A 19,400-nucleotide genomic window follows, 5' to 3' on the forward strand; every position below is an offset into this window, starting at 1 on the left:
CATTAGATTTTAACTGTGGATTAATCGAAAATCGGCAGTTAGGTAAATTTCAACACGAGGACGTTAGTGAGACATTATGGGTAAATCTCTAGTTATCGTGGAGTCACCAGCCAAAGCGAAAACCATTAATAAATACCTTGGCAAAGACTTCATAGTAAAATCCAGTGTAGGTCACGTACGTGATTTACCTATGGGTTCGACAAGCACTGGTAAAAAGGCAGCAGCGTCGACCAAAGGGTTAAGTGTTGAAGAAAAAGCACGAATTAAAAAAGAAAGAGATAAAAAGAACCTAATTAATAAAATGGGTATTGACCCATATAATGATTGGGCAGCTAACTACCAAATCCTTCCGGGTAAAGAAAAAGTAGTAGCAGAATTACAAAAATTAGCAGAAAGCGCAGATACCGTTTATCTCGCAACCGATTTGGACCGTGAAGGGGAAGCTATTGCGTGGCACCTTCGCGAGATCATCGGTGGTGATGATTCACGCTTCAAGCGAGTGGTTTTTAACGAAATCACCAAAAATGCGATTCAACAGGCATTCGAAACTCCAGGTGAACTAAGTATGCCTGGCGTAAATGCACAACAAGCACGTCGTTTCTTAGACCGTGTTGTTGGCTTTATGGCATCTCCGTTATTGTGGAAGAAAGTGGCTCGTGGTTTATCTGCTGGTCGTGTGCAATCGGTAGCAGTGAAAGTATTGGTAGAGCGTGAGCGTGAAATCAATGCCTTTATTCCTGAAGAATTTTGGGATATTCACGCAGACACATTAACAGCAGATAAAGAAAACTTCCGTCTGCAAGTAGCACAACGTAATGGTTCAGCATTCAAACCGCTTAATCAAGCAGATACCGAAGCGGCTGTAAGCATTCTTCAAAATGCAGAATACGAAGTGTGTAAACGTGAAGATCGCCCAACGAAAAGTAAGCCATCAGCACCATTTATTACATCAACACTGCAACAGGCGGCAAGTACTCGTCTAGGTTACGGTGTTAAAAAGACCATGATGTTAGCTCAGCGCCTCTATGAGGGCGGTTACATCACTTATATGCGTACTGACTCAACTAACTTAAGTAAAGAAGCTGTAGAGGCGTTACGTGAGTTTATTGGTTCTGAGTATGGCGATAGCTATTTACCATCAGCCCCTATTGTTTATGGTAGCAAAGAAGGAGCTCAAGAAGCCCACGAAGCGATTCGTCCTTCAAGCGTAGAAGTAAAAGCTGACGACCTACAAGGTATGGAAGCTGATGCGCATAAACTTTACAACTTAATTTGGAATCAATTCGTAGCCTGTCAAATGACACCTGCACAATATGATTCAACAACATTGAGCGTAAAAGCAGACGAATTCACACTAAAAGCCAAAGGACGTATCCTGAAGTTTGACGGTTGGACTCGTGTACAGCGCCCGATGGGTAAAAATGAAGATCAACTGCTTCCTGCTGTGCAACTTGGCGATAAGCTAAAGTTAGAAAAACTGGATCCTAAGCAGCACTTTACTAAGCCACCAGCTCGTTTCACAGAAGCGGCATTAGTTAAAGAACTTGAGAAAAAAGGCATTGGTCGTCCATCGACTTACGCATCAATTATTTCAACGATTCAAGATCGTGGTTATGTTCGTATTGATAGCCGTCGCTTCTACGCTGAAAAAATGGGTGAAATTGTAACGGATCGTCTAAATCAATCATTTGATGATTTAATGGATTATGACTTTACTGCTCGTATGGAAGGCAATCTAGATAGAATTGCAGAAGGCGAGAAAGATTGGAAAGATGTACTTAATACGTTCTTCCAAGATTTTACAGCGGATATTGCAAAAGCAGAGTTGGATGAGTCTGAAGGCGGTATGTCACCAAATAACATCGTTGAGACAGACATTAAATGTCCAACATGTGGTCGCAATATGGGTATCCGTACTGCATCTACAGGTGTTTTCCTTGGTTGTTCAGGTTATGCATTGCCACCAAAAGAGCGTTGTAAAACAACCATTAACTTAGGAAGTGAAGAGGGCATTGTCAATGTTCTTGAAGAAGACGTAGAAACTGCAGCATTACGTGCGAAGAAACGTTGTCCTAAGTGTGAAACGGCGATGGACCCTTACCTAATTGACCAAGAACGTAAGATTCACGTTTGTGGTAATAACCCGAACTGTGAAGGTTATGTGGTTGAAAAGGGTGAATTCCAGCTTAAAGGATACGATGGTCCTGTTGTTGAATGTGACAAGTGTGGTTCTGATATGGAACTGAAAAACGGTCGCTTTGGCAAATACATGGACTGTACGAGTGAAACCTGTAAAAACACTCGTAAGATCTTAAAGAATGGTGAAGTTGCTCCACCAAAAGAAGATCCAGTGCATCTGCCAGAATTAGTATGTGAAAAATCAGATGCTTATTTTGTATTGCGTGATGGTGCGTCAGGTCTATTCTTAGCTGCGAGCACTTTCCCTAAATCACGTGAAACACGTGCACCATTAGTGGAAGAGTTAGTTCGATTTAAGGATCGTTTGTCGCCTAAGTTCTTATACTTAACAGAAGCGCCAACACATGACCCTGATGGTAAACCTGCGGTAGTTCGTTTTAGTCGTAAAACAAAAGAGAACTATGTTCGTTCAGAAGTGGATGGCAAACCAACAGGTTGGACTGGTTTATATATTGATGGAAAGTGGGCTATTACTGATAAGCGTAAGAAGCCAAAAGCTGAAAAATAATCAATAATAAAATATCAAATGAAAGAGCTTCAGAAATGCGGCTCTTTTTTTACGTAACATTTGTCACAAATAGTCATATTTTTAATTATTTCAAAATAATCTTTGATCTAACACGTTATACCGAATAGCAGTAAAAGTAGATAATCGATGTAATTCAACATTTATTGTTCTATGGAAGTCGGAAACGTTATGCGTCAATACATGAAGTATTTAATCCCAACAATTATTCCTCTCATCATTTTATTGATGCCATTGTCTGCTTTTCCATTTGAAGGCATGACCATAATCCAACAGCGTGTTATTGCTATATTTTTATTAGCAGCACTATGTTGGGTATTTGAACCGATCCCAATTTATGCCACTTCGGTTGTGATCATCGTTTTAGAATTATTAATGGTATCAAATAAAGGTTTTTTCTTATTTAAGATGAACCAAGATTCACCTCAATTTGGCGAGTTGTTGAATTACAGCGACATCATGGCGACGTTTGCTAGCCCAATCATTATGCTGTTTTTAGGTGGCTTCTTTCTCGCAATGGCGGCAACGAAATATCGTTTAGACGTTAACTTAGCGCGTGTATTATTAAAGCCGTTTGGCAGTGATCCTAAATTCGTAATGTTAGGTTTAATGCTGATCACTGGTATTTTCTCAATGTTCATGTCAAATACGGCGACAACGGCGATGATGCTATCTATCTTAACGCCTGTTATTGCTGTATTTGGTCCTAAAGATCCAGGACGTGTTGCTTTTGCTTTGTGTATTCCTATTGCAGCAAACATTGGTGGTATTGGTACACCAATTGGTACACCTCCTAATGCAATCGCACTTAAATATTTAGTTGGCGATAATTTAATTACGTTTGGTGAATGGATGGTCTTTGGTGTGCCATTCGTTATTGTGATGATGGCGCTAGCATGGTTTTTAATTAACTATTTGTATCCTGCTAAACAAACATCCATGAACTTAAATATTAAAGGTAAATTCTTAAAAACGCCGAAAGCTATTACAGTTTATATTACCTTTGCAGGGACGATTTTATTATGGTTGATGGGGTCAAGCCATGGCATGAATTCATACACAGTTGCTTTAATACCTGTTGCTGTATTCTCTATTACAGGGATCATAAACAAAGAAGATCTCAAGAAGATTTCATGGGATGTGTTATGGCTAGTTTCTGGTGGTATCGCTCTAGGCCTTGCATTAGATAAAACGGGTTTAGCGAAACTGGTTGTTCATAGCATTCCTTTTGACTCTTATTCTCCTTATGTTGTGTTATTTGGTGCTGCGTTCTTGTGTTTATTAATGGCAAACTTTATGTCGCACACTGCAACAGCAAACTTATTAATGCCAATTATGGCAGCTCTTGGTACTTCAATGAGCTCGTTAACTCCGCTCGGTGGCGAACTTACGCTAATCTTAATTGTAACTTTTGCTGCATCTTTAGGTATGTCTTTGCCAATCAGTACACCACCTAATGCGTTAGCACACGCAACAGGAAATGTAGAAAGCAGCCAAATGGCGAAAACCGGTGTTATTTTAGGGATTGTCGGGGTTTTATTAAGTTTTGTTATGGTGTGGGTTCTTCATTCAGTAGGTCATATTGGATAGTTTATGAATCAAGAAAAATTACAGCGATTAATTGGTGCGTATTTTTCTCAACCTGAGCGTCGGGTAACGCTTCCTGCAGGTGAAACACTACTTGAGCAAGGAGAAGATAATGATCGTTTGTATTATGTCTGCTCTGGTGAACTTGAAGGGTTTTATCAAGAAGAAAATAGCGAAGCGCAAGTCAAAGTATTCAGTGCAGGAGAAGGGGCATTCATTGGCGTTCACAGCTTTTTCTCTGAAACATTGATAGCGTCGTCGACGGTCATTACTAAAACAGAAACTGAATTAGGGTGGATTGACTCTAAAACAACGGCCATTGATTTGGATAGATATGGTCCTTTAACGGCGCAATTTACTCCAATTATTGTTAATGAGCTTTCACGTCGTCAGCGACGAGCAATGCATGAATCTATAGAAAAAGAGAAAGCGTTACAAAAGTTATATACCGCAGAGCAAATGACAACGTTAGGGCAACTTGCCGCAGGTATTGCTCATGAGTTAAATAATGCTGTTGGGGTATTGAGTAGCAAAACCGAAAGACTCCAAAGTATTATTTTAGAACTACTCGAAGAGATTCATCCCGAAGCGAGCAGTTTTGTTGACCAAGGTTTAATGTTTGGACAAAACATCAGTTCAGCGGAGGTGAGAAAGCGTGGACGTGAGTTGGAAGTGACTTATGGTATAGAACGAGATACAGCAAGAGAACTCGCTCGTGCGGTTCCTGAAGGAGAGCTTTCAAAGTATTGGTTAAAAAGCCCAGAGCAAGCGGTGCGGTATTGGAATATAGGACGAGACCTTCACGATATGCGTCTTGCTGCAAGACACTCTGTTGGTATTGTTCGTTCAGTGAAACAACTAGGACGCACTGATATTGATACCGATGAAGTCTTAGACGTTAACGACAGCATAAATAAAGCTCTTGTGTTATTGCAAAGTGATTTACGACGAGTGTCGGTTCATTTAAGTCCTGCAGCAATGCCTATGGTAAGAGCATCGGCTACTGAACTCGTTCAAATTTGGGCAAACATAATTAAGAATGCCAGTGATGCTATGAAGCATACACAGGAGCCGGAAATTGAAATATCAACTCGGGTATCGAATCGATTTGTTTTGGTTACGATTGCTAATAATGGCCCAGAGATTGATGAAGCGACAAGAAGAAAAATTTTCAGACCAAACTTTACCACTAAAAAAGGTGGGCTTTCGTTTGGCTTAGGGCTTGGTTTGGCTATAGTTAAACGAATTATCAGTGGATATGGTGGTTCGATAGCAGTGAAAAGTAACCAAGAGAAAACCATTTTTAGAATTAAATTACCTGTCGAGGACAGTCATGGAAAAACTTAATCTGATTTGTGTGGACGACCAAAGAGAAGTTCTGAGTGCTGTTTTACAAGATTTGGCACCACTTAAAACTTGGGTGAATATTGAAGAGTGCGAATCTGCGGATGAAGCATTAGACCTATTAGATGAATTAGATAGTGAAGGTGGCTACATCGCTCTTGTGATTTCTGACCATGTTATGCCGGGTAAAAATGGTGTTGAGTTATTAACGGATGTATCTCATGACTACCGTTTTTTGAGAACCAAAAAAGTACTATTAACTGGGCAAGCGACTCATAAAGATACCATTACCGCTATTAATCGAGCTCGTATTGAAAGTTATATTGAAAAACCGTGGAATGCGAGTGAATTGCTGGCACTAGCTACAAGGCTTATCACTGAATACATTTTTGATAAAGGGTTGGAATATACGGATTATCAAGAACATTTAGATCAACAAGTTGTACTAGATAGATTACGATAGTTAGGTGAGTAAGTAATTTAAGCATCTCACTACAGTGAGTAGGAGATGCTTAAGTCAGTTAATTGGTAATGAGTTCATTGCCCGATGTTTCGTCTTTTAAGAAAGCATCAATATTTCCTAGTGTTGTTGACGCAATATTGTCTAGTGCTTCTTCAGTTAGAAATGCTTGATGTCCCGTAAACAGTACGTTGTGGCAAGCAGATAAGCGACGGAAAACATCATCTTTAATAATGTCATTTGATTTGTCTTGGAAGAAAAGCTCTTTTTCATGATCGTAAACATCCAAACCAAGTGAGCCAATCTTTCCTGCTTTTAATGCCTCAATTGCACTGGCTGAATTAAGTAACCCACCACGGCTTGTGTTAATGATCATTACCCCATCTTTCATTTTAGAAAATGAATCTGTATCTAGAAGATGGGTATTCTCAGGTGTTAATGGACAGTGCAAAGTGATTACATCTGATTGAGAAAATATTTCGTCAAGAGTTGTGTATTTCACTCCCATATCAATGGCGACTTGGCTTGGGTATGGGTCAAAGCACAATATATTCATTCCCAATCCTTTTAGAATACGCATGGTTGCTAGGCCAATTTTACCTGAGCCAATCACCCCAACTGTTTTTCCGAAAAAGTTAAATCCAGTAAGGCCTTCGAGAGAAAAATTTGCATCACGAGTACGTTGATACGCCTTGTGGAAGCGACGGTTTAAACACATCATCATACCAACGGCATGCTCAGCAATGGCTTCTGGAGAATAGGCTGGAACACGAACCACTTGCATTCCTAATTTCTTAGCAGCCTCAAGATCCACACGATCAAAACCAGCACATCGCATAGCGATAAGTTTTGTTCCTTGCTTTGCTAGTATTTCTAATACTGGTGCAGATAAGTCGTCATTCACAAAAGCACAAACAACATCTGCTCCATTGGCAATAGGAGCTGTGCTTTCAGTTAACTGAAAATTGAAAAACTGACATTCAAACTGATAGTTTTGATTGATACTATTGAAAGATGTTTCATCATAAGATTTGGTGCTGAACATTGCGATTTTCATATAATATCCTTACAAATAAACAGGTTATATTTAATTTCACTGTTTCCACTCTACCATTTAGAGTTAAGGATTCTCAAGACAGAATGGGATAAAAAAGGTTTTTAATTAAACTTAATATAAAGATACGTATAAACGCTATAATTTGTTCAGTACTGGTTTTTATGAGAGTTTAGCGATTGCGTTCTAGTAATTGATAATGTTTATCATTTAGAATCAATGGAAAGATAATGCTTAAGAGGTTGATATTATGATGCAAAAAGTAACAGAGTGGCTTATGCGAGATCCTGATCCTAAAACTCGTGAAGAGCTTCAGTGTTTGGTTGATAGTCATAATACACAAGAACTAGAAGAGCGTTTTCATTCACGTTTACAATTTGGTACGGCTGGGCTGCGAGGTAAAGTCGGCGCTGGGCCAAATAGAATGAATCGTTTAGTCATTCAAGAAACCGCTACTGGGTTGGGACATTACCTTATTGAGCAAGTTAAAGATGCCAAGCAGCGTGGTGTGGTAATTGGCTACGATGGTAGAAATGATTCAAAGCAGTTTGCACATGATACCGCGAGTGTTTTAACCGCGCTTGGTATTAAGGTATTTTTAACATCAAAAGTGGCAGCAACACCGATCGTTGCTTTTGGTATTAAACATTTCAATGCGGCTGGTGCTGTGGTTGTTACAGCAAGTCATAACCCACCAGAATACAATGGCTTTAAAGTGTACTGGGAAAATGGGGCGCAGATTATTCCACCACATGATTCTGGTATTGCGCAAACTATCGATATTGCAGCAACAAAATCGATTGTAATGATGCCGTTAGATGAAGCCGAAGAAAAAGAGCTACTAGTTTGGTTAGAAGATGATTACTACCAAATGTATCGAAATACGATGAACAGCAATAAATTGCTTTCTAATCATACCGATCCATCAAGTATTACTATCGCTTATACCGCGATGCATGGTGTCGGGGCTGATATGGCAGAAACGCTATTGCGTGACGCTGGTTTTAACCATGTATTTAGTGTGGCAGAGCAAAGAGAACCTGATGGTAATTTCCCAACGGTAAACTTCCCAAACCCTGAGGAAGCTGGCGCAATGGACATGGTGGAAGCATTAGCGGCTTCTGTTAATGCTGATATTGCTTGTGCCAATGACCCTGATGCAGACCGATTTGCACTCGCTGCGAGACAACCTGATGGTGGTTATAAAATGCTAACTGGTGACCAAGTTGGTACTTTATTTGGACATTATTTATTAACGCATACAGAAGCAAGCGGAAAACTGGTCGGCAATACGATAGTTTCATCAACGTTACTTAAAAAAATTGCAGAGTCGATGGGAGCTGAATACTTCCAAACATTAACGGGTTTTAAGTGGTTAACGAATGTCGCTATGCAAAAAGAGACGAATGAAAAACAATTTTTATTCGCTTACGAAGAAGCGCTTGGTTATACCATTGGTAGTCAAGTTTGGGATAAAGATGGTTTATCTGCTTTAGTTGCCTTTGCACAATTAACGGCGGAATTGGCAACACAAGGTAAGTGTGTATGGGACCAATTAGAAAGCATTTATCGTCAGCACGGCATTCATATTAATGCACAACGAAGTATTGCTCTTAAGCCAGACTCTCCAGCAATAGGTGAACACTTGCGTGTAAATCCACCAACACACATTGCAGGTGTGAAGATAAATGTTGTCGAAGATTTAAAAGCATCGTTACGTTACTTATCTGATGGGGCAACTGAATCGATCGATTTACCTGCGAGTGATGTACTTATTTATCATCTTGAGAATGGAGCTCGAATTATCGTGCGTCCATCAGGAACAGAGCCTAAGTTGAAGTGTTATTACGAAGTAGTGGCAGATATTTCTGAAGATGAGGGTTATTTTGACAAACAAGTGCAAGCTCAAGCCGCGATGGATGATCTTATCGCTGAGCATCAAAAAAGCTTAACATTTTAACGTGATATGAAATAAAAACGGCGAGGATAGAACCTCGCCGTTTTTTTTTATGCGGTTACAAAAGAACTTAACATCCATACGGCTAGAATGATGAATATTCCGCCCATAAACTTATGTTGGTACGTTCTAAATTTAACGTTATTAAGTAATGATTTACCAAGAGTTCCAACTAATGCAACAAGCAGTAAATTAAACAGTAAACCAAGTACATTTAATAATAGGCCAAGAGCGAGCATCTGCTCTCCAGACGTTGCTGTAATGTTTGTTGAAACAAATTGAGGTAAAAACATTACAAAGAAAACAAGTGCTTTTGGGTTTAATAGGTTACTTACTAATGCTCGTTGATAAAATGTAGTTGCCATTTTAGAGCCATCGGTTAATTCAGGCGCTTCATCTGCTTCTGCTCGGATGCAATCCCATCCCATTTTTAGTAAGTACATACCACCAAGAAGATGTAATGCCTTTAATGCAAGAGGGCTCATTGCGATAAGAGCTGATACACCAAGGGCTGCTAATAGCGTCAAAATAATACCTGACGTTGCATTCCCTAAGCTTGCAAATAATCCTACTTTTCGTCCATAGCTCATGCTTGAACTTGCAATAAGTAGCATATCCGGACCTGGAAGTAATAAGAGGGCAATAACAGCAGTCAAATAAACTGGAAGAATAGTAATATCAATCATTATTTTATTTTGAATTATAAATAAGAGGGCGGATTTTATAGTAGAGTAATCCAGATTTCCATTCTTAAAGATTCAAAATAGAATAAAAAATCAGCACATTAAATATTATAAATAATATTGTTAATATACGGTTGTGTTATTGATTGTTAATTGTATTTAATTAAAGACGTTACCTTGCAACCCATTCCGTTTCTATTAGTGTTTTTCCATCTAATTTTAATCGAGCAAGAAAGATATCCCCCATATGTATTTCGCCAACACCTTGTGGGGTGCCTGTCATAACGACATCACCATCACATAATTGGGTATAACTTTTTAAATCATTTAAAATCGTTTCAGGAGAATAAATCATTTGGCTTACGTTGCCACATTGAACTCGCATACTATTAATAAATAATTCGATTTGGAGTGCATCGATATTAAGGTTATCAATAGGGATAAAACGGCTGAAGATAGCAGAACCATTAAACGCTTTTGCTCGTTCCCAAGGTAATCCTTTACTTTTAAGTTCAGCTTGTAAGTCACGTTTGGTTAAATCGAGCCCAATGGCCACTGCATTTAATTGTTCATCTTTAATTAGGAAACAAATCTCAGCTTCATAATGTAAGCGTTCTTGATGGAATGAACTTAAAGTAGAAGTGATGCAGGAATTAGGTTTATTAAATACCACCATTTGATCAGGAATCGAATTATTAAGTTCACTAATATGATCAATATAATTGCGACCGATACACAGCAACTTAGTTGGGGTGATCAGCTGTTCTCCAAAACGAATGGTATTCATTGCTTTTCCTTAGCACAAAAATAATTCGAAATTGTATCGTGAAATTATTTCAATTACGTTTAATTTTATTAGTATTTATTAAAAATTCGACATTTAGCTAAAAATTAGAAAATACTGTCATGCAATGGTCAATATCATTTAAATAATAAAAATAACTGAAGTAAGGTCACGAATCGTTATTTTATGTCGTCTTGTTTATGATAATAAATTAAATTTCCCTGTTATATTCCGATCAGTCGGTTACCGGCTAAATCTAATAATAAGTAAATAAGGGAATTTTATGAAACTAAATAGTCTGTGCATTGCAGTTATGCTTGCGACCTCTGCCTATGTAAATGCTGCAGAAATATATAACCAAGAGCAAAGCTATCAAGCTGGTAGCCAAGTATCATTTAATGGGGATATATATGAAGCTAAATGGTGGGCAAATCCGGGTCAAAGTCCTGCTGATGTTGCTGCAAATCCATGGGATACACCTTGGGAGCTTATCTCAGAAGGAGATGGTGTAACGCCTCCGCCACCAGTTGTTGATCCTGAAGAGCCTGAGGTTGAATTACCTGAAGGGGATTATCCCCAATATAAAGAGGGTGAAAAATACAAAGGTGGTGATGTCGTTCAAAACGAAAATCAATTATACCGTTGTAAAACAGGCGTTACAGCTACTTGGTGTTCAGGAGCTGCTTGGGCCTATGCTCCAGGAACAGGTACTGCATGGGTAGATGCTTGGGAAAAAATTACCGAAGATGATCTTGTTCCACCAGTTGACCCAGAAATTCCACCTGTTGATCCTGAAGTTCCTCCAACAGGCGGAGACTATAAAGTAAATCAATCTACATTGGATGCTAAAGAAGCGGAATTAACAAATTTTGATGTAATGAATGATGTAAAAGCATCCATTGCCACATTAGATAATGAAACTGTTGAACGCATTATTTCCGGTGCAGAATCAAACCCTGATAACGTAAAACGTATTGAGCAAATTGTTTCTGAAAGTACATGGAATTTCTTATTCCCTAAGCGTGCTCCTGAATATACATATCGCCATTTCTTACAGGCAACAGGTAAATTCCCAGCATTTTGTGGTACTTATGAAGATGGTCGTGATTCTGATGCTATCTGTAAAAAGTCTCTAGCAACTATGTTTGCTCACTTTACTCAAGAGACCGGTGGCCACACTGCTCATTGGGAAGTGCCTGAGTGGCGTCAAGGTTTAGTTCATGTTCGTGAGATGGGCTGGACTGAAGAAATGCGTGGTGGCTATAACGGTGAATGTAATCCTGATGTATGGCAGGGGCAAACATGGCCATGTGGTACGTTTGATAACGGAGAATTTAAATCATATTTTGGTCGTGGAGCGAAGCAGTTAAGTTATAACTACAACTATGGCCCATTTTCTGATGCAATGTTTGGTACCGTTCGAACTCTGTTAGATAACCCTGAAATGGTGGCAGATACGTGGTTAAACCTGTCTTCAGCGGTCTTTTTCTTTGTTTATCCACAACCACCAAAGCCAAGCATGTTGCATGTTATTGATGGAACATGGCAACCAAACCAAGCAGATTTAAATAACGGCTTAGTTCCTGGATTTGGTGTAACCACTCAGATCATTAATGGTGGTGTTGAGTGTGGTGGCAGTGTTGAAGTAGCACAATCGTTAAATCGTATTAAATATTACAAAGAAATGGCAAATTACCTAGGTGTGCCAATTGAAGATACCGAAATACTTGGTTGTAAAGGCATGAAGCAGTTTGATGCTGCAGGCGCTGGAGCAGTTAATATTTACTGGGAGCAAGATTGGGGATGGTCAAGTGAAACGCCAGATGGTAAAGCTTATGCATGCCAATTAGTGGGTTACCAAACACCTCATTCGGCATTTAAGTTCCGCGATTATACTAAATGTGTAGAAGCGAACTTCCCGAATATTGAAGTAATTAATGATGTAGATTAATTATTTAAATAAAGATAAACACCTTCCAGATGGTTTGGAAGGTGTTTTTTATTTTTGCAATATAAATAACCATTTTTATATTGTGGTTATTGAGAGAGTAGTCACTTAAATAAGATGGAGAGTTTGTAATATCGTTGTTTTATCAATCGTTTTGGATTAAAGCAATGAATGTAGTAGAACGTTTCTTAGGTTACACAAAGATTAATACGACAACAAACCAAGCTAATGGGGCAGCAGGCATTATGCCTTCAAGTGAAGGGCAATATGAATTGGCTTGTTTGGTTAAAAAAGAATTAGAAGCGCTAGGTTGTACAGATATTCTTCTTCGTGATACCGCTATTCTTACGGCAACTCTGCCATCTAATACCGAAAAAAAATTACCAACCGTTGCTTTCTTTGGGCACCTTGATACCAGCTCTGAACGTACAGAAGACACTCATGCAGAAGTGGTTCATTATGAAGGTGGCGATATTCCTCTCGCAACAGGACCTGTTTTATCTTTAGCTGAATATCCAGAACTAACTAATTATATTGGTCAAGACATCATTGTAAGTGACGGTCAATCATTATTAGGCGCAGATGATAAAGCAGCCATTGCCGCTATCTTAAATGCGTTACAGTTTTTTAAAGACAACCCAGATGTTGAACATGGTACGGTTAAGGTTGGTTTTGTTCCTGATGAAGAACAAGGTCTTTTAGGGGCGAATGCTTTTGATGTTGACGGTTTTGGGGCTGATTTTGCTTACACTTTGGATTGCTGCGGTATTGGTGAGTTTGTATGTGAAAACTGGAATGCAGGTAATGCGGTAGTTACGTTTACAGGGCAATCTGCGCATCCGATGAACTCTAAAGGTAATTTGATTAACTCTTTGCTACTGGCTAATTCATTCATGTCCCGCTTCCCTGAGAAAGAAACTCCTGAGCATACTGAGGGGAGGGAAGGCTATTACTGGATGAAGAAGTTGGCAGGAAATTCTGCCAAAACAGTGCTTAATATGGATATCCGTGATTTTACAGAATCGGGATATATGTACCGTAAAGCTTTTATTGTTGAACAAGTTCGAATGTTCAATGAAGAAAACAATAACCGCGCAACTCTTGAATTAAGTGATCGTTACAGTAACGTTCATAACTTTTTAAAAGGCTCTATGCTACCAGTTGATCTTGCAATGGAAGCATATAAGGAAAATGACATTGAACCTAAAGTTATACCGATGCGCGGCGGCTATGATGGTGCGGTTTTGTCTGAAAAAGGTTTGCCATGCCCTAACATTTTTACCGGCGCACATAACTTTCACTCAATATTTGAATACCTTCCTGTCCCATCTTTAATTGCTGCAAGCAATGTCGTAAAAACGATTATTATTAACTTAACGAAACATGAAGAGGTGTAGTTATGGCTTCGTTATTACTTGTTCTTATCGTTGTTGTTATTGCGGCAAGGATGATTTTAAAGGGGTATAAAGCCGAACCCACTTTATTAATGTCAGGAACGATATTGATTTTCGCCACTGGGATTTTTGGTTGGGGGCCAATGTTACCAGCCTCGGTTACATCAACTAATTTTTCAGGGTTCGAGCCGTTTAAATACATACAATTTTTAATGGGATATCGAGCGGGAGCGCTTGGGTTAATGATTATGGCTTTGGTTGGTTTTGCTGACTATATGAGTCATATTGGCGCTAATGATGTTGTCGTTCGTTTAGCCACTAAACCACTAAGTCGTATTCAAAATAAAAACATTATGTTGTTCTTTGCTTACTGTATGGCAAGTATCTTGCAGTTGGCAATTCCTTCAGCTACCGGGCTTGGCGTGCTATTGATGGGAACACTTTATCCTGTGATGTTGGGATTAGGTATATCTCGTGGTAGCGCCGCGGCGGTTATTGCTAGTTCATTAGCGGTAAGTTTTACGCCAACAGGGGTGGATGCAATACGTGCAAGTGAAGCTTTAGGTATGGACTTGATGAGTTATGTTTCTCATTATCAAGCTCCAACATCGGTAGCAACTATGGTGGTTATCGGTATTATGCACGTTATTTGGCAGACACAGGTTGATAAAAAGCATCCAGAACAGTTCGAACAAGCATCAATTGAACAGACACAAAAGGAAGAAGTGTTAGCACCTAGCTATTATGTCATTTTACCTTTGCTTCCCATTATTATGGCTGTTGTGTTTTCTAAATTAGTCATTTCAACGATCAATATGGATGTGACGACGATTGTATTTGTTTCAATGTTTGTTGCTATGTTGTGTGAATGCATAACGAAAAGAAGTTTAAAAACGGTTTTTGATGGTTTCAATGTGTTCTCAAAAGGAATGGGGAGTGCATTTAGCAGTGTGGTTGTATTATTAGTTGCTGCTGGTGTTTTTGCTTATGGAATTCAAGCGACAGGAGCGATTACCAACCTAATCATGATGGCTAAATCAGTGGGTTTACCAAGTGTAGCGATGACGTTTGTTTTTGCTGTAGTGACGTTAATGGCTGCGGTAATCATGGGGTCGGGGAATGCGCCATTCTTGGCGTTTGTTGAATTAATTCCTACTATAGCTTCCAGTATGGGAGCCAACGCAGCGGCAATGCTAATGCCAATGCAACAAGCCTCAGCAATAGGTCGAGCAATGTCGCCAGTTTCTGCTGTTGTTATTGCTTCAGCTACGGGGGCTAAGTTAAGTCCATTTGAAGTTGCAAAGCGAACATCAGTCCCTGTTTTAGTCGGTTTTGTGTTCCATTTTGTTATTGTTTACGCTTTTTATAGCTAAATAGTTAATCAAATAAGTACTGTCATTATAAAAGCCACACTACCTAAAATTCCCAAAATAGGTATGTGTGGCTTTATTATTTTGTTAGATTAACGGATGATCATTTGCTCACGCTCAGGACCAACAGATACCATGCTTACAGGCACTCCCATTAATTCTTCAATACGTAATACATACGCTTGAGCCGCTTTTGGTAGGCTTTCAAAAGTACGACAACCTGTAATGTCTTCTTCCCATGCTTCCATTTTTTCGTACACAGGAGTTAGTGCTGATGTTTGAGGCCAAATAGGGTTCTCAGTATGTTCACCAGCATAAGATGTACAGATTCTAAGATCCGCCATGCCACTTAAGCAGTCGATTTTTGTTAATGCGATTTCAGTTGCTGCTTGCAGTTCAACACCGTTGCGTGTTGCTACTGCATCAAAGTAACCCATGTCACGTGGACGACCTGTTACTGCACCATATTCGTTAGCTGCTTCACGGAAGTTATCTTGCTCTTCCATTGCAGTAACTAATGTACCTGTACCAACTGAAGAACTGAATGATTTCGCAACAGCAATAACACGTTCAGGGCGTAATGCAGGTAAACCACTACCGATACCAGCGTAAGCTGCTGTAACATTTGAAGATGTTGTCCATGGATATTCACCGTAAACTAAATCACGGCCTGCACCTAGTTGTGCTTCAACCAATAAATTTGCATCGTTTTTCTGCATCACTTTTAGCGGTTCAGTCACATTACAAATAAATTCACGCCAAGGTGCTGTTACTTCTAATAGCCATTCTGTCATTTCTTCAGCGGTTTGGCTGAAATCACAAGTCGGGTAAAGCGCTTTAAGTTGTGGCATTTTCCAATCAAGCATGAATTTAATACGCTCAAGAAGTACATCAGGTTGTTTTAGCCAACCAACAAGAATGCCTTTTTTCATAACACGGTCGCCGTATGCAGGAGCAATCCCCTGACGAGTTGAACCGTAAGCGCCATCACCTAAACGTAATTCTTCTAATGTATCTTCAAGTGCATGGATTGGAAGGCAAAGTGTTGCACGATCAGAAATGTGCATTTTAACTTCGATGCCTGCGGCTTTTACTTCAGCAATTTCTTCACTTAATGCAGCTGGACTAATAACCATGCCAGGGCCAAGAACCGCTGTACAGTTTGGGTTAAAAATACCGCTTGGAAGTTGGTGTAGTTTAAAGGTACCAAAGTCATTTACCACTGTATGACCGGCGTTATTACCACCTTGAAAACGAATACTTGCAGCCGCTTCAGCAGCAAGAAAATCAACGATGCGGCCTTTACCTTCATCGCCCCAATTAGCACCAACAACAACAATAGACGGCATAACACAAACTCCTTAATGATTAAGACACCATCCTAATATCAGATTTGTAATATGAGAAATTAATTATAATTATCGACTTGATAAGAAATCCATATATCATATTGAGTGAAATATATTCAAAAAGAGAGTATGAGCATGTTAGATCTTCATTGGCTGAAAACCTTCGTGACATTGGCTGAATTAAAGCATTTTGGTAAAACAGCGGCAGCGTTACATATGACTCAGCCCAATGTTAGCTTGCATATTAAACAGTTAGAGTCGGCAACACGCGTGAAATTGATAGAGAGAAATCCTTTTCATTTAACGGAAGCGGGCAATCGCTTATTAATGACGAGTCAAAATACGTTAATGGAGTTGCAAGTATGCCAAGCGGATTTGAATGCGATTAATGATTTGAGTCGAGGTACGTTAACCATCGCAGCAAGCGATATTATCTCGCGTTTATTATTGATAGGGCCATTTCAATTATTTAAGCAAGAATTCCCTGGGATTGATTTCTCATTGCTTAATACCACTTCTTCACAAGCATCTGAACTAGTAAAAAGTGCAGAGGCTGATTTGGGTTTTGTTATTGCTCAGAAAGAAAGTCAACCTCTGCATTTTACCGAATTGCAGCAAATAAAATGGTGTGCATTGGGTAACCATCTTGAAGAGTGGCAACAAGCACATTTGGATCCTACAATTGTTTTGGATGAAGAACCAACTTTGATTTTGTTAGGGCACGACACTAGAACGAGAGACTTGTTAGACTTGGCATTACCTTCGTTGAAATTACCTAAATATCGAATCATGGAAGTAGGTAGTGTCGATGCCCAAATTGACTGGGCTGAAGCGGGATTTGGTGTAGCGATTGTGCCTGAGTTTTCTATTCATCCAAAGCGAGATCTTAAAACAAAAGTAACGCCGTTACCTGAATTTCCAACAACAAGTTTAGGTTATATAGTTCGTCAAAATCAGATTTTATCTAAGGCAATTAAACAATTATTAAAGTGGGTGGACGACGAGATTATTCGCTCTCAAAAGTAGACATTATTTGTCTTTTTACATTGAATTTAAACTGTCTGGTTTGTCAGAAATAGTGTGGCATTTATGATACTAATTATCATTTTAAAGACAGTTATGCTCTAAAAAAGGCGGTGAAAGAACGTTGACAATGGTCATTAAAGGGTCTAGAAATGTAACTAAATATTAATGAGTAACTAATTGACAGTATTGTAAATTGCTCATTAATTAAGGCCGAATTTAGTTAATTCGACAGTTTGTATTCTTATTGTATGTTCAATTCAATGGAGCTAAAACGTATGCCTCTTCATTCCAAAAACGCAGTCAGAGATGATCTCCTTGATGATATTTATTCATCAGCTGACCTTTCGTTATCCATGCCAAAATATAAAATGCCTGAACAAGAACATGACCCACGTCATGCCTACCAAGTCATTCATGATGAGCTCATGATGGATGGTAATTCTCGACAGAACTTAGCAACGTTTTGCCAAACTTGGGTTGAAGATGAAGTCCATAAATTAATGGATGAATGTATCGATAAAAATATGATCGATAAAGATGAATATCCTCAAACTGCTGAATTAGAAGCTCGCTGTGTGCATATGCTAGCGGATTTATGGAATTCGCCAGACGCAGAAAATACACTGGGTTGTTCAACTACGGGTTCAAGTGAAGCCGCAATGCTTGGTGGTATGGCATTAAAATGGGCTTGGCGAGAAAAAATGAAAAAACTTGGCAAACCAACAGATAAGCCAAATATGATCTGTGGCCCTGTTCAAGTGTGCTGGCACAAATTTGCACGTTACTGGGATATTGAGTTACGTGAGATCCCAATGGAAGGCGACCGTTTGATTATGACGCCTGAAGAAGTGATTAAACGTTGTGATGAAAATACCATTGGTGTTGTTCCAACACTTGGTGTGACCTTTACTTGTCAATATGAACCCGTCAAAGCGGTACATGAAGCTCTTGATAAGTTACAAGAAGAGACGGGTTTAGATATTCCAATGCACATTGATGCGGCGAGTGGTGGTTTCCTAGCTCCATTCTGTGATCCTGATTTAGAATGGGACTTCCGTCTTCCTCGAGTTAAATCGATTAATGCCTCAGGCCATAAATTTGGTTTGAGTCCATTGGGTGTGGGTTGGGTAATATGGCGTGATGCGTCAGCTTTGCATGAAGATCTGATTTTTAATGTGAACTACTTAGGTGGCAATATGCCGACCTTTGCATTGAACTTCTCTCGTCCCGGAGGCCAAATTGTAGCGCAATACTACAATTTCCTACGTTTAGGTAAAGAAGGCTATCGTAAAATCCATCAAGCGTGTTACGACACTGCTGTCTATTTGTCATCTGAAATTGAAAAACTGGGTATGTTTGAGATTATCTATGATGGTAAAGGTGGCATTCCAGCAATGAGTTGGTCGTTGAAGGAAGGCGTCGATCCTGGTTTTAATTTGTTTGACCTATCGGATCGAATTCGTTCTCGTGGTTGGCAAATTGCGGCTTATGCAATGCCACCAAAACGCGAAGATTTAGTCATTATGCGTATTTTAGTACGTCATGGATTCAGTCGAGATCAAGCTGATTTATTGGTTGCGGACTTAAAACATAGCGTTGAGTTTTTTGCAAAACACCCGATCTCTCATGGTAGTGATAGCCATGAATCTTCAGGCTTTAATCACAGCTAATTTCTTACATTAATTCACGTTGTTTTTAGATCCTCTATTTAATAAATGG

14 protein-coding genes are annotated in these 19,400 nt (G+C 39.3%); 10 read left to right on the forward strand and 4 right to left on the reverse strand.

Going from position 1 to position 19,400, the window contains the following annotated elements:
* The first annotated feature begins 76 nt into the window (after positions 1–76).
* The 4 genes from topA (at position 77) to AVFI_RS05435 (ending at position 6,119) form a co-directional block, all read left to right on the forward strand.
* Positions 77–2,707 carry a type I DNA topoisomerase gene (gene topA, locus AVFI_RS05420; protein ID WP_005418793.1) on the forward strand — a complete coding sequence of 877 codons (2,631 nt, stop codon included), beginning with the start codon at positions 77–79 and terminating at the stop codon, positions 2,705–2,707.
* 189 nt (positions 2,708–2,896) lie between these two features.
* Positions 2,897–4,315, forward strand: coding sequence for an SLC13 family permease (locus AVFI_RS05425; RefSeq protein WP_005418795.1), 1,419 nt, complete (start codon positions 2,897–2,899; stop codon positions 4,313–4,315).
* Between the two features lie 3 nt (positions 4,316–4,318).
* Positions 4,319–5,659, forward strand: coding sequence for an ATP-binding protein (locus tag AVFI_RS05430; protein WP_011261686.1), 1,341 nt, complete (start codon positions 4,319–4,321; stop codon positions 5,657–5,659).
* Positions 5,646–6,119: a response regulator gene (locus AVFI_RS05435; protein ID WP_054775532.1), complete on the forward strand. Its 474-nt coding sequence runs from the start codon at positions 5,646–5,648 to the stop codon at positions 6,117–6,119. The genes AVFI_RS05430 and AVFI_RS05435 overlap by 14 nt, the downstream gene beginning before the upstream one ends.
* Positions 6,120–6,177: 58 nt before the next feature.
* Here AVFI_RS05435 and AVFI_RS05440 read toward each other — a convergent pair whose 3' ends face one another.
* On the reverse strand, positions 6,178–7,173 hold the full coding sequence (locus tag AVFI_RS05440; protein WP_005418801.1) for a 2-hydroxyacid dehydrogenase: 996 nt from the start codon (positions 7,171–7,173) through the stop codon (positions 6,178–6,180).
* 247 nt (positions 7,174–7,420) lie between these two features.
* On the opposite strand from AVFI_RS05440, the gene AVFI_RS05445 reads away from it, so the two are divergent.
* Positions 7,421–9,130 carry a phospho-sugar mutase gene (locus AVFI_RS05445; RefSeq protein WP_054775533.1) on the forward strand — a complete coding sequence of 570 codons (1,710 nt, stop codon included), beginning with the start codon at positions 7,421–7,423 and terminating at the stop codon, positions 9,128–9,130.
* Positions 9,131–9,177: 47 nt separating this feature from the next.
* Here AVFI_RS05445 and AVFI_RS05450 read toward each other — a convergent pair whose 3' ends face one another.
* Positions 9,178–9,813: a LysE family translocator gene (locus tag AVFI_RS05450; RefSeq protein WP_005418804.1), complete on the reverse strand. Its 636-nt coding sequence runs from the start codon at positions 9,811–9,813 to the stop codon at positions 9,178–9,180.
* Positions 9,814–9,982: 169 nt separating this feature from the next.
* Positions 9,983–10,597: a fumarylacetoacetate hydrolase family protein gene (locus tag AVFI_RS05455; protein ID WP_011261691.1), complete on the reverse strand. Its 615-nt coding sequence runs from the start codon at positions 10,595–10,597 to the stop codon at positions 9,983–9,985.
* A gap of 280 nt (positions 10,598–10,877) precedes the next feature.
* Here AVFI_RS05455 and AVFI_RS05460 point away from each other — a divergent pair, with 280 nt between their 5' ends.
* From AVFI_RS05460 to dcuC, 3 genes are all read left to right on the forward strand, one after another.
* Entirely contained in the window at positions 10,878–12,545 is a 1,668-nt protein-coding gene (locus AVFI_RS05460; protein WP_054775534.1) for a glycoside hydrolase family 19 protein, read from the forward strand.
* Positions 12,546–12,709: 164 nt separating this feature from the next.
* Positions 12,710–13,939 carry a peptidase T gene (pepT, locus tag AVFI_RS05465; RefSeq protein ID WP_017018214.1) on the forward strand — a complete coding sequence of 410 codons (1,230 nt, stop codon included), beginning with the start codon at positions 12,710–12,712 and terminating at the stop codon, positions 13,937–13,939.
* A gap of 2 nt (positions 13,940–13,941) precedes the next feature.
* A complete protein-coding gene (dcuC, locus tag AVFI_RS05470) occupies positions 13,942–15,309 on the forward strand; it encodes a C4-dicarboxylate transporter DcuC (RefSeq protein ID WP_065623780.1) in 1,368 nt (455 codons plus the stop codon).
* 89 nt (positions 15,310–15,398) lie between these two features.
* On the opposite strand, the gene AVFI_RS05475 is transcribed toward dcuC, so the two are convergent.
* Positions 15,399–16,655 carry an adenylosuccinate synthetase gene (locus AVFI_RS05475; protein WP_188863255.1) on the reverse strand — a complete coding sequence of 419 codons (1,257 nt, stop codon included), beginning with the start codon at positions 16,653–16,655 and terminating at the stop codon, positions 15,399–15,401.
* A gap of 135 nt (positions 16,656–16,790) precedes the next feature.
* Here AVFI_RS05475 and AVFI_RS05480 point away from each other — a divergent pair, with 135 nt between their 5' ends.
* Both AVFI_RS05480 and AVFI_RS05485 read left to right on the forward strand, forming a co-directional pair.
* Complete coding sequence (locus tag AVFI_RS05480; protein ID WP_017018211.1) at positions 16,791–17,681, forward strand: LysR family transcriptional regulator; 891 nt, start codon at positions 16,791–16,793, stop codon at positions 17,679–17,681.
* A 275-nt stretch (positions 17,682–17,956) separates the two neighbouring features.
* Complete coding sequence (locus AVFI_RS05485) at positions 17,957–19,351, forward strand: glutamate decarboxylase (protein WP_188863254.1); 1,395 nt, start codon at positions 17,957–17,959, stop codon at positions 19,349–19,351.
* Positions 19,352–19,400 lie beyond the last annotated feature (49 nt).

The sequence above is a fragment of the Aliivibrio fischeri ATCC 7744 = JCM 18803 = DSM 507 genome, from assembly GCF_023983475.1.
GTDB classification, from domain to species: Bacteria; Pseudomonadota; Gammaproteobacteria; order Enterobacterales; family Vibrionaceae; genus Aliivibrio; species Aliivibrio fischeri.

What these genes read in the sequence shown, in the direction of transcription:
- AVFI_RS05450 (WP_005418804.1), bottom strand. Translation starts at nt 9,813, where the DNA reads ATGATTGATATTACTATTCTTCCAGTTTATTTGACTGCTGTTATTGCC.
- AVFI_RS05445 (WP_054775533.1), top strand. Translation starts at nt 7,421, where the DNA reads ATGATGCAAAAAGTAACAGAGTGGCTTATGCGAGATCCTGATCCTAAA.
- AVFI_RS05455 (WP_011261691.1), bottom strand. Translation starts at nt 10,597, where the DNA reads ATGAATACCATTCGTTTTGGAGAACAGCTGATCACCCCAACTAAGTTG.
- AVFI_RS05480 (WP_017018211.1), top strand. Translation starts at nt 16,791, where the DNA reads ATGTTAGATCTTCATTGGCTGAAAACCTTCGTGACATTGGCTGAATTA.
- AVFI_RS05440 (WP_005418801.1), bottom strand. Translation starts at nt 7,173, where the DNA reads ATGAAAATCGCAATGTTCAGCACCAAATCTTATGATGAAACATCTTTC.
- topA (WP_005418793.1), top strand. Translation starts at nt 77, where the DNA reads ATGGGTAAATCTCTAGTTATCGTGGAGTCACCAGCCAAAGCGAAAACC.
- dcuC (WP_065623780.1), top strand. Translation starts at nt 13,942, where the DNA reads ATGGCTTCGTTATTACTTGTTCTTATCGTTGTTGTTATTGCGGCAAGG.
- pepT (WP_017018214.1), top strand. Translation starts at nt 12,710, where the DNA reads ATGAATGTAGTAGAACGTTTCTTAGGTTACACAAAGATTAATACGACA.
- AVFI_RS05485 (WP_188863254.1), top strand. Translation starts at nt 17,957, where the DNA reads ATGCCTCTTCATTCCAAAAACGCAGTCAGAGATGATCTCCTTGATGAT.
- AVFI_RS05475 (WP_188863255.1), bottom strand. Translation starts at nt 16,655, where the DNA reads ATGCCGTCTATTGTTGTTGTTGGTGCTAATTGGGGCGATGAAGGTAAA.
- AVFI_RS05430 (WP_011261686.1), top strand. Translation starts at nt 4,319, where the DNA reads ATGAATCAAGAAAAATTACAGCGATTAATTGGTGCGTATTTTTCTCAA.
- AVFI_RS05425 (WP_005418795.1), top strand. Translation starts at nt 2,897, where the DNA reads ATGCGTCAATACATGAAGTATTTAATCCCAACAATTATTCCTCTCATC.
- AVFI_RS05435 (WP_054775532.1), top strand. Translation starts at nt 5,646, where the DNA reads ATGGAAAAACTTAATCTGATTTGTGTGGACGACCAAAGAGAAGTTCTG.
- AVFI_RS05460 (WP_054775534.1), top strand. Translation starts at nt 10,878, where the DNA reads ATGAAACTAAATAGTCTGTGCATTGCAGTTATGCTTGCGACCTCTGCC.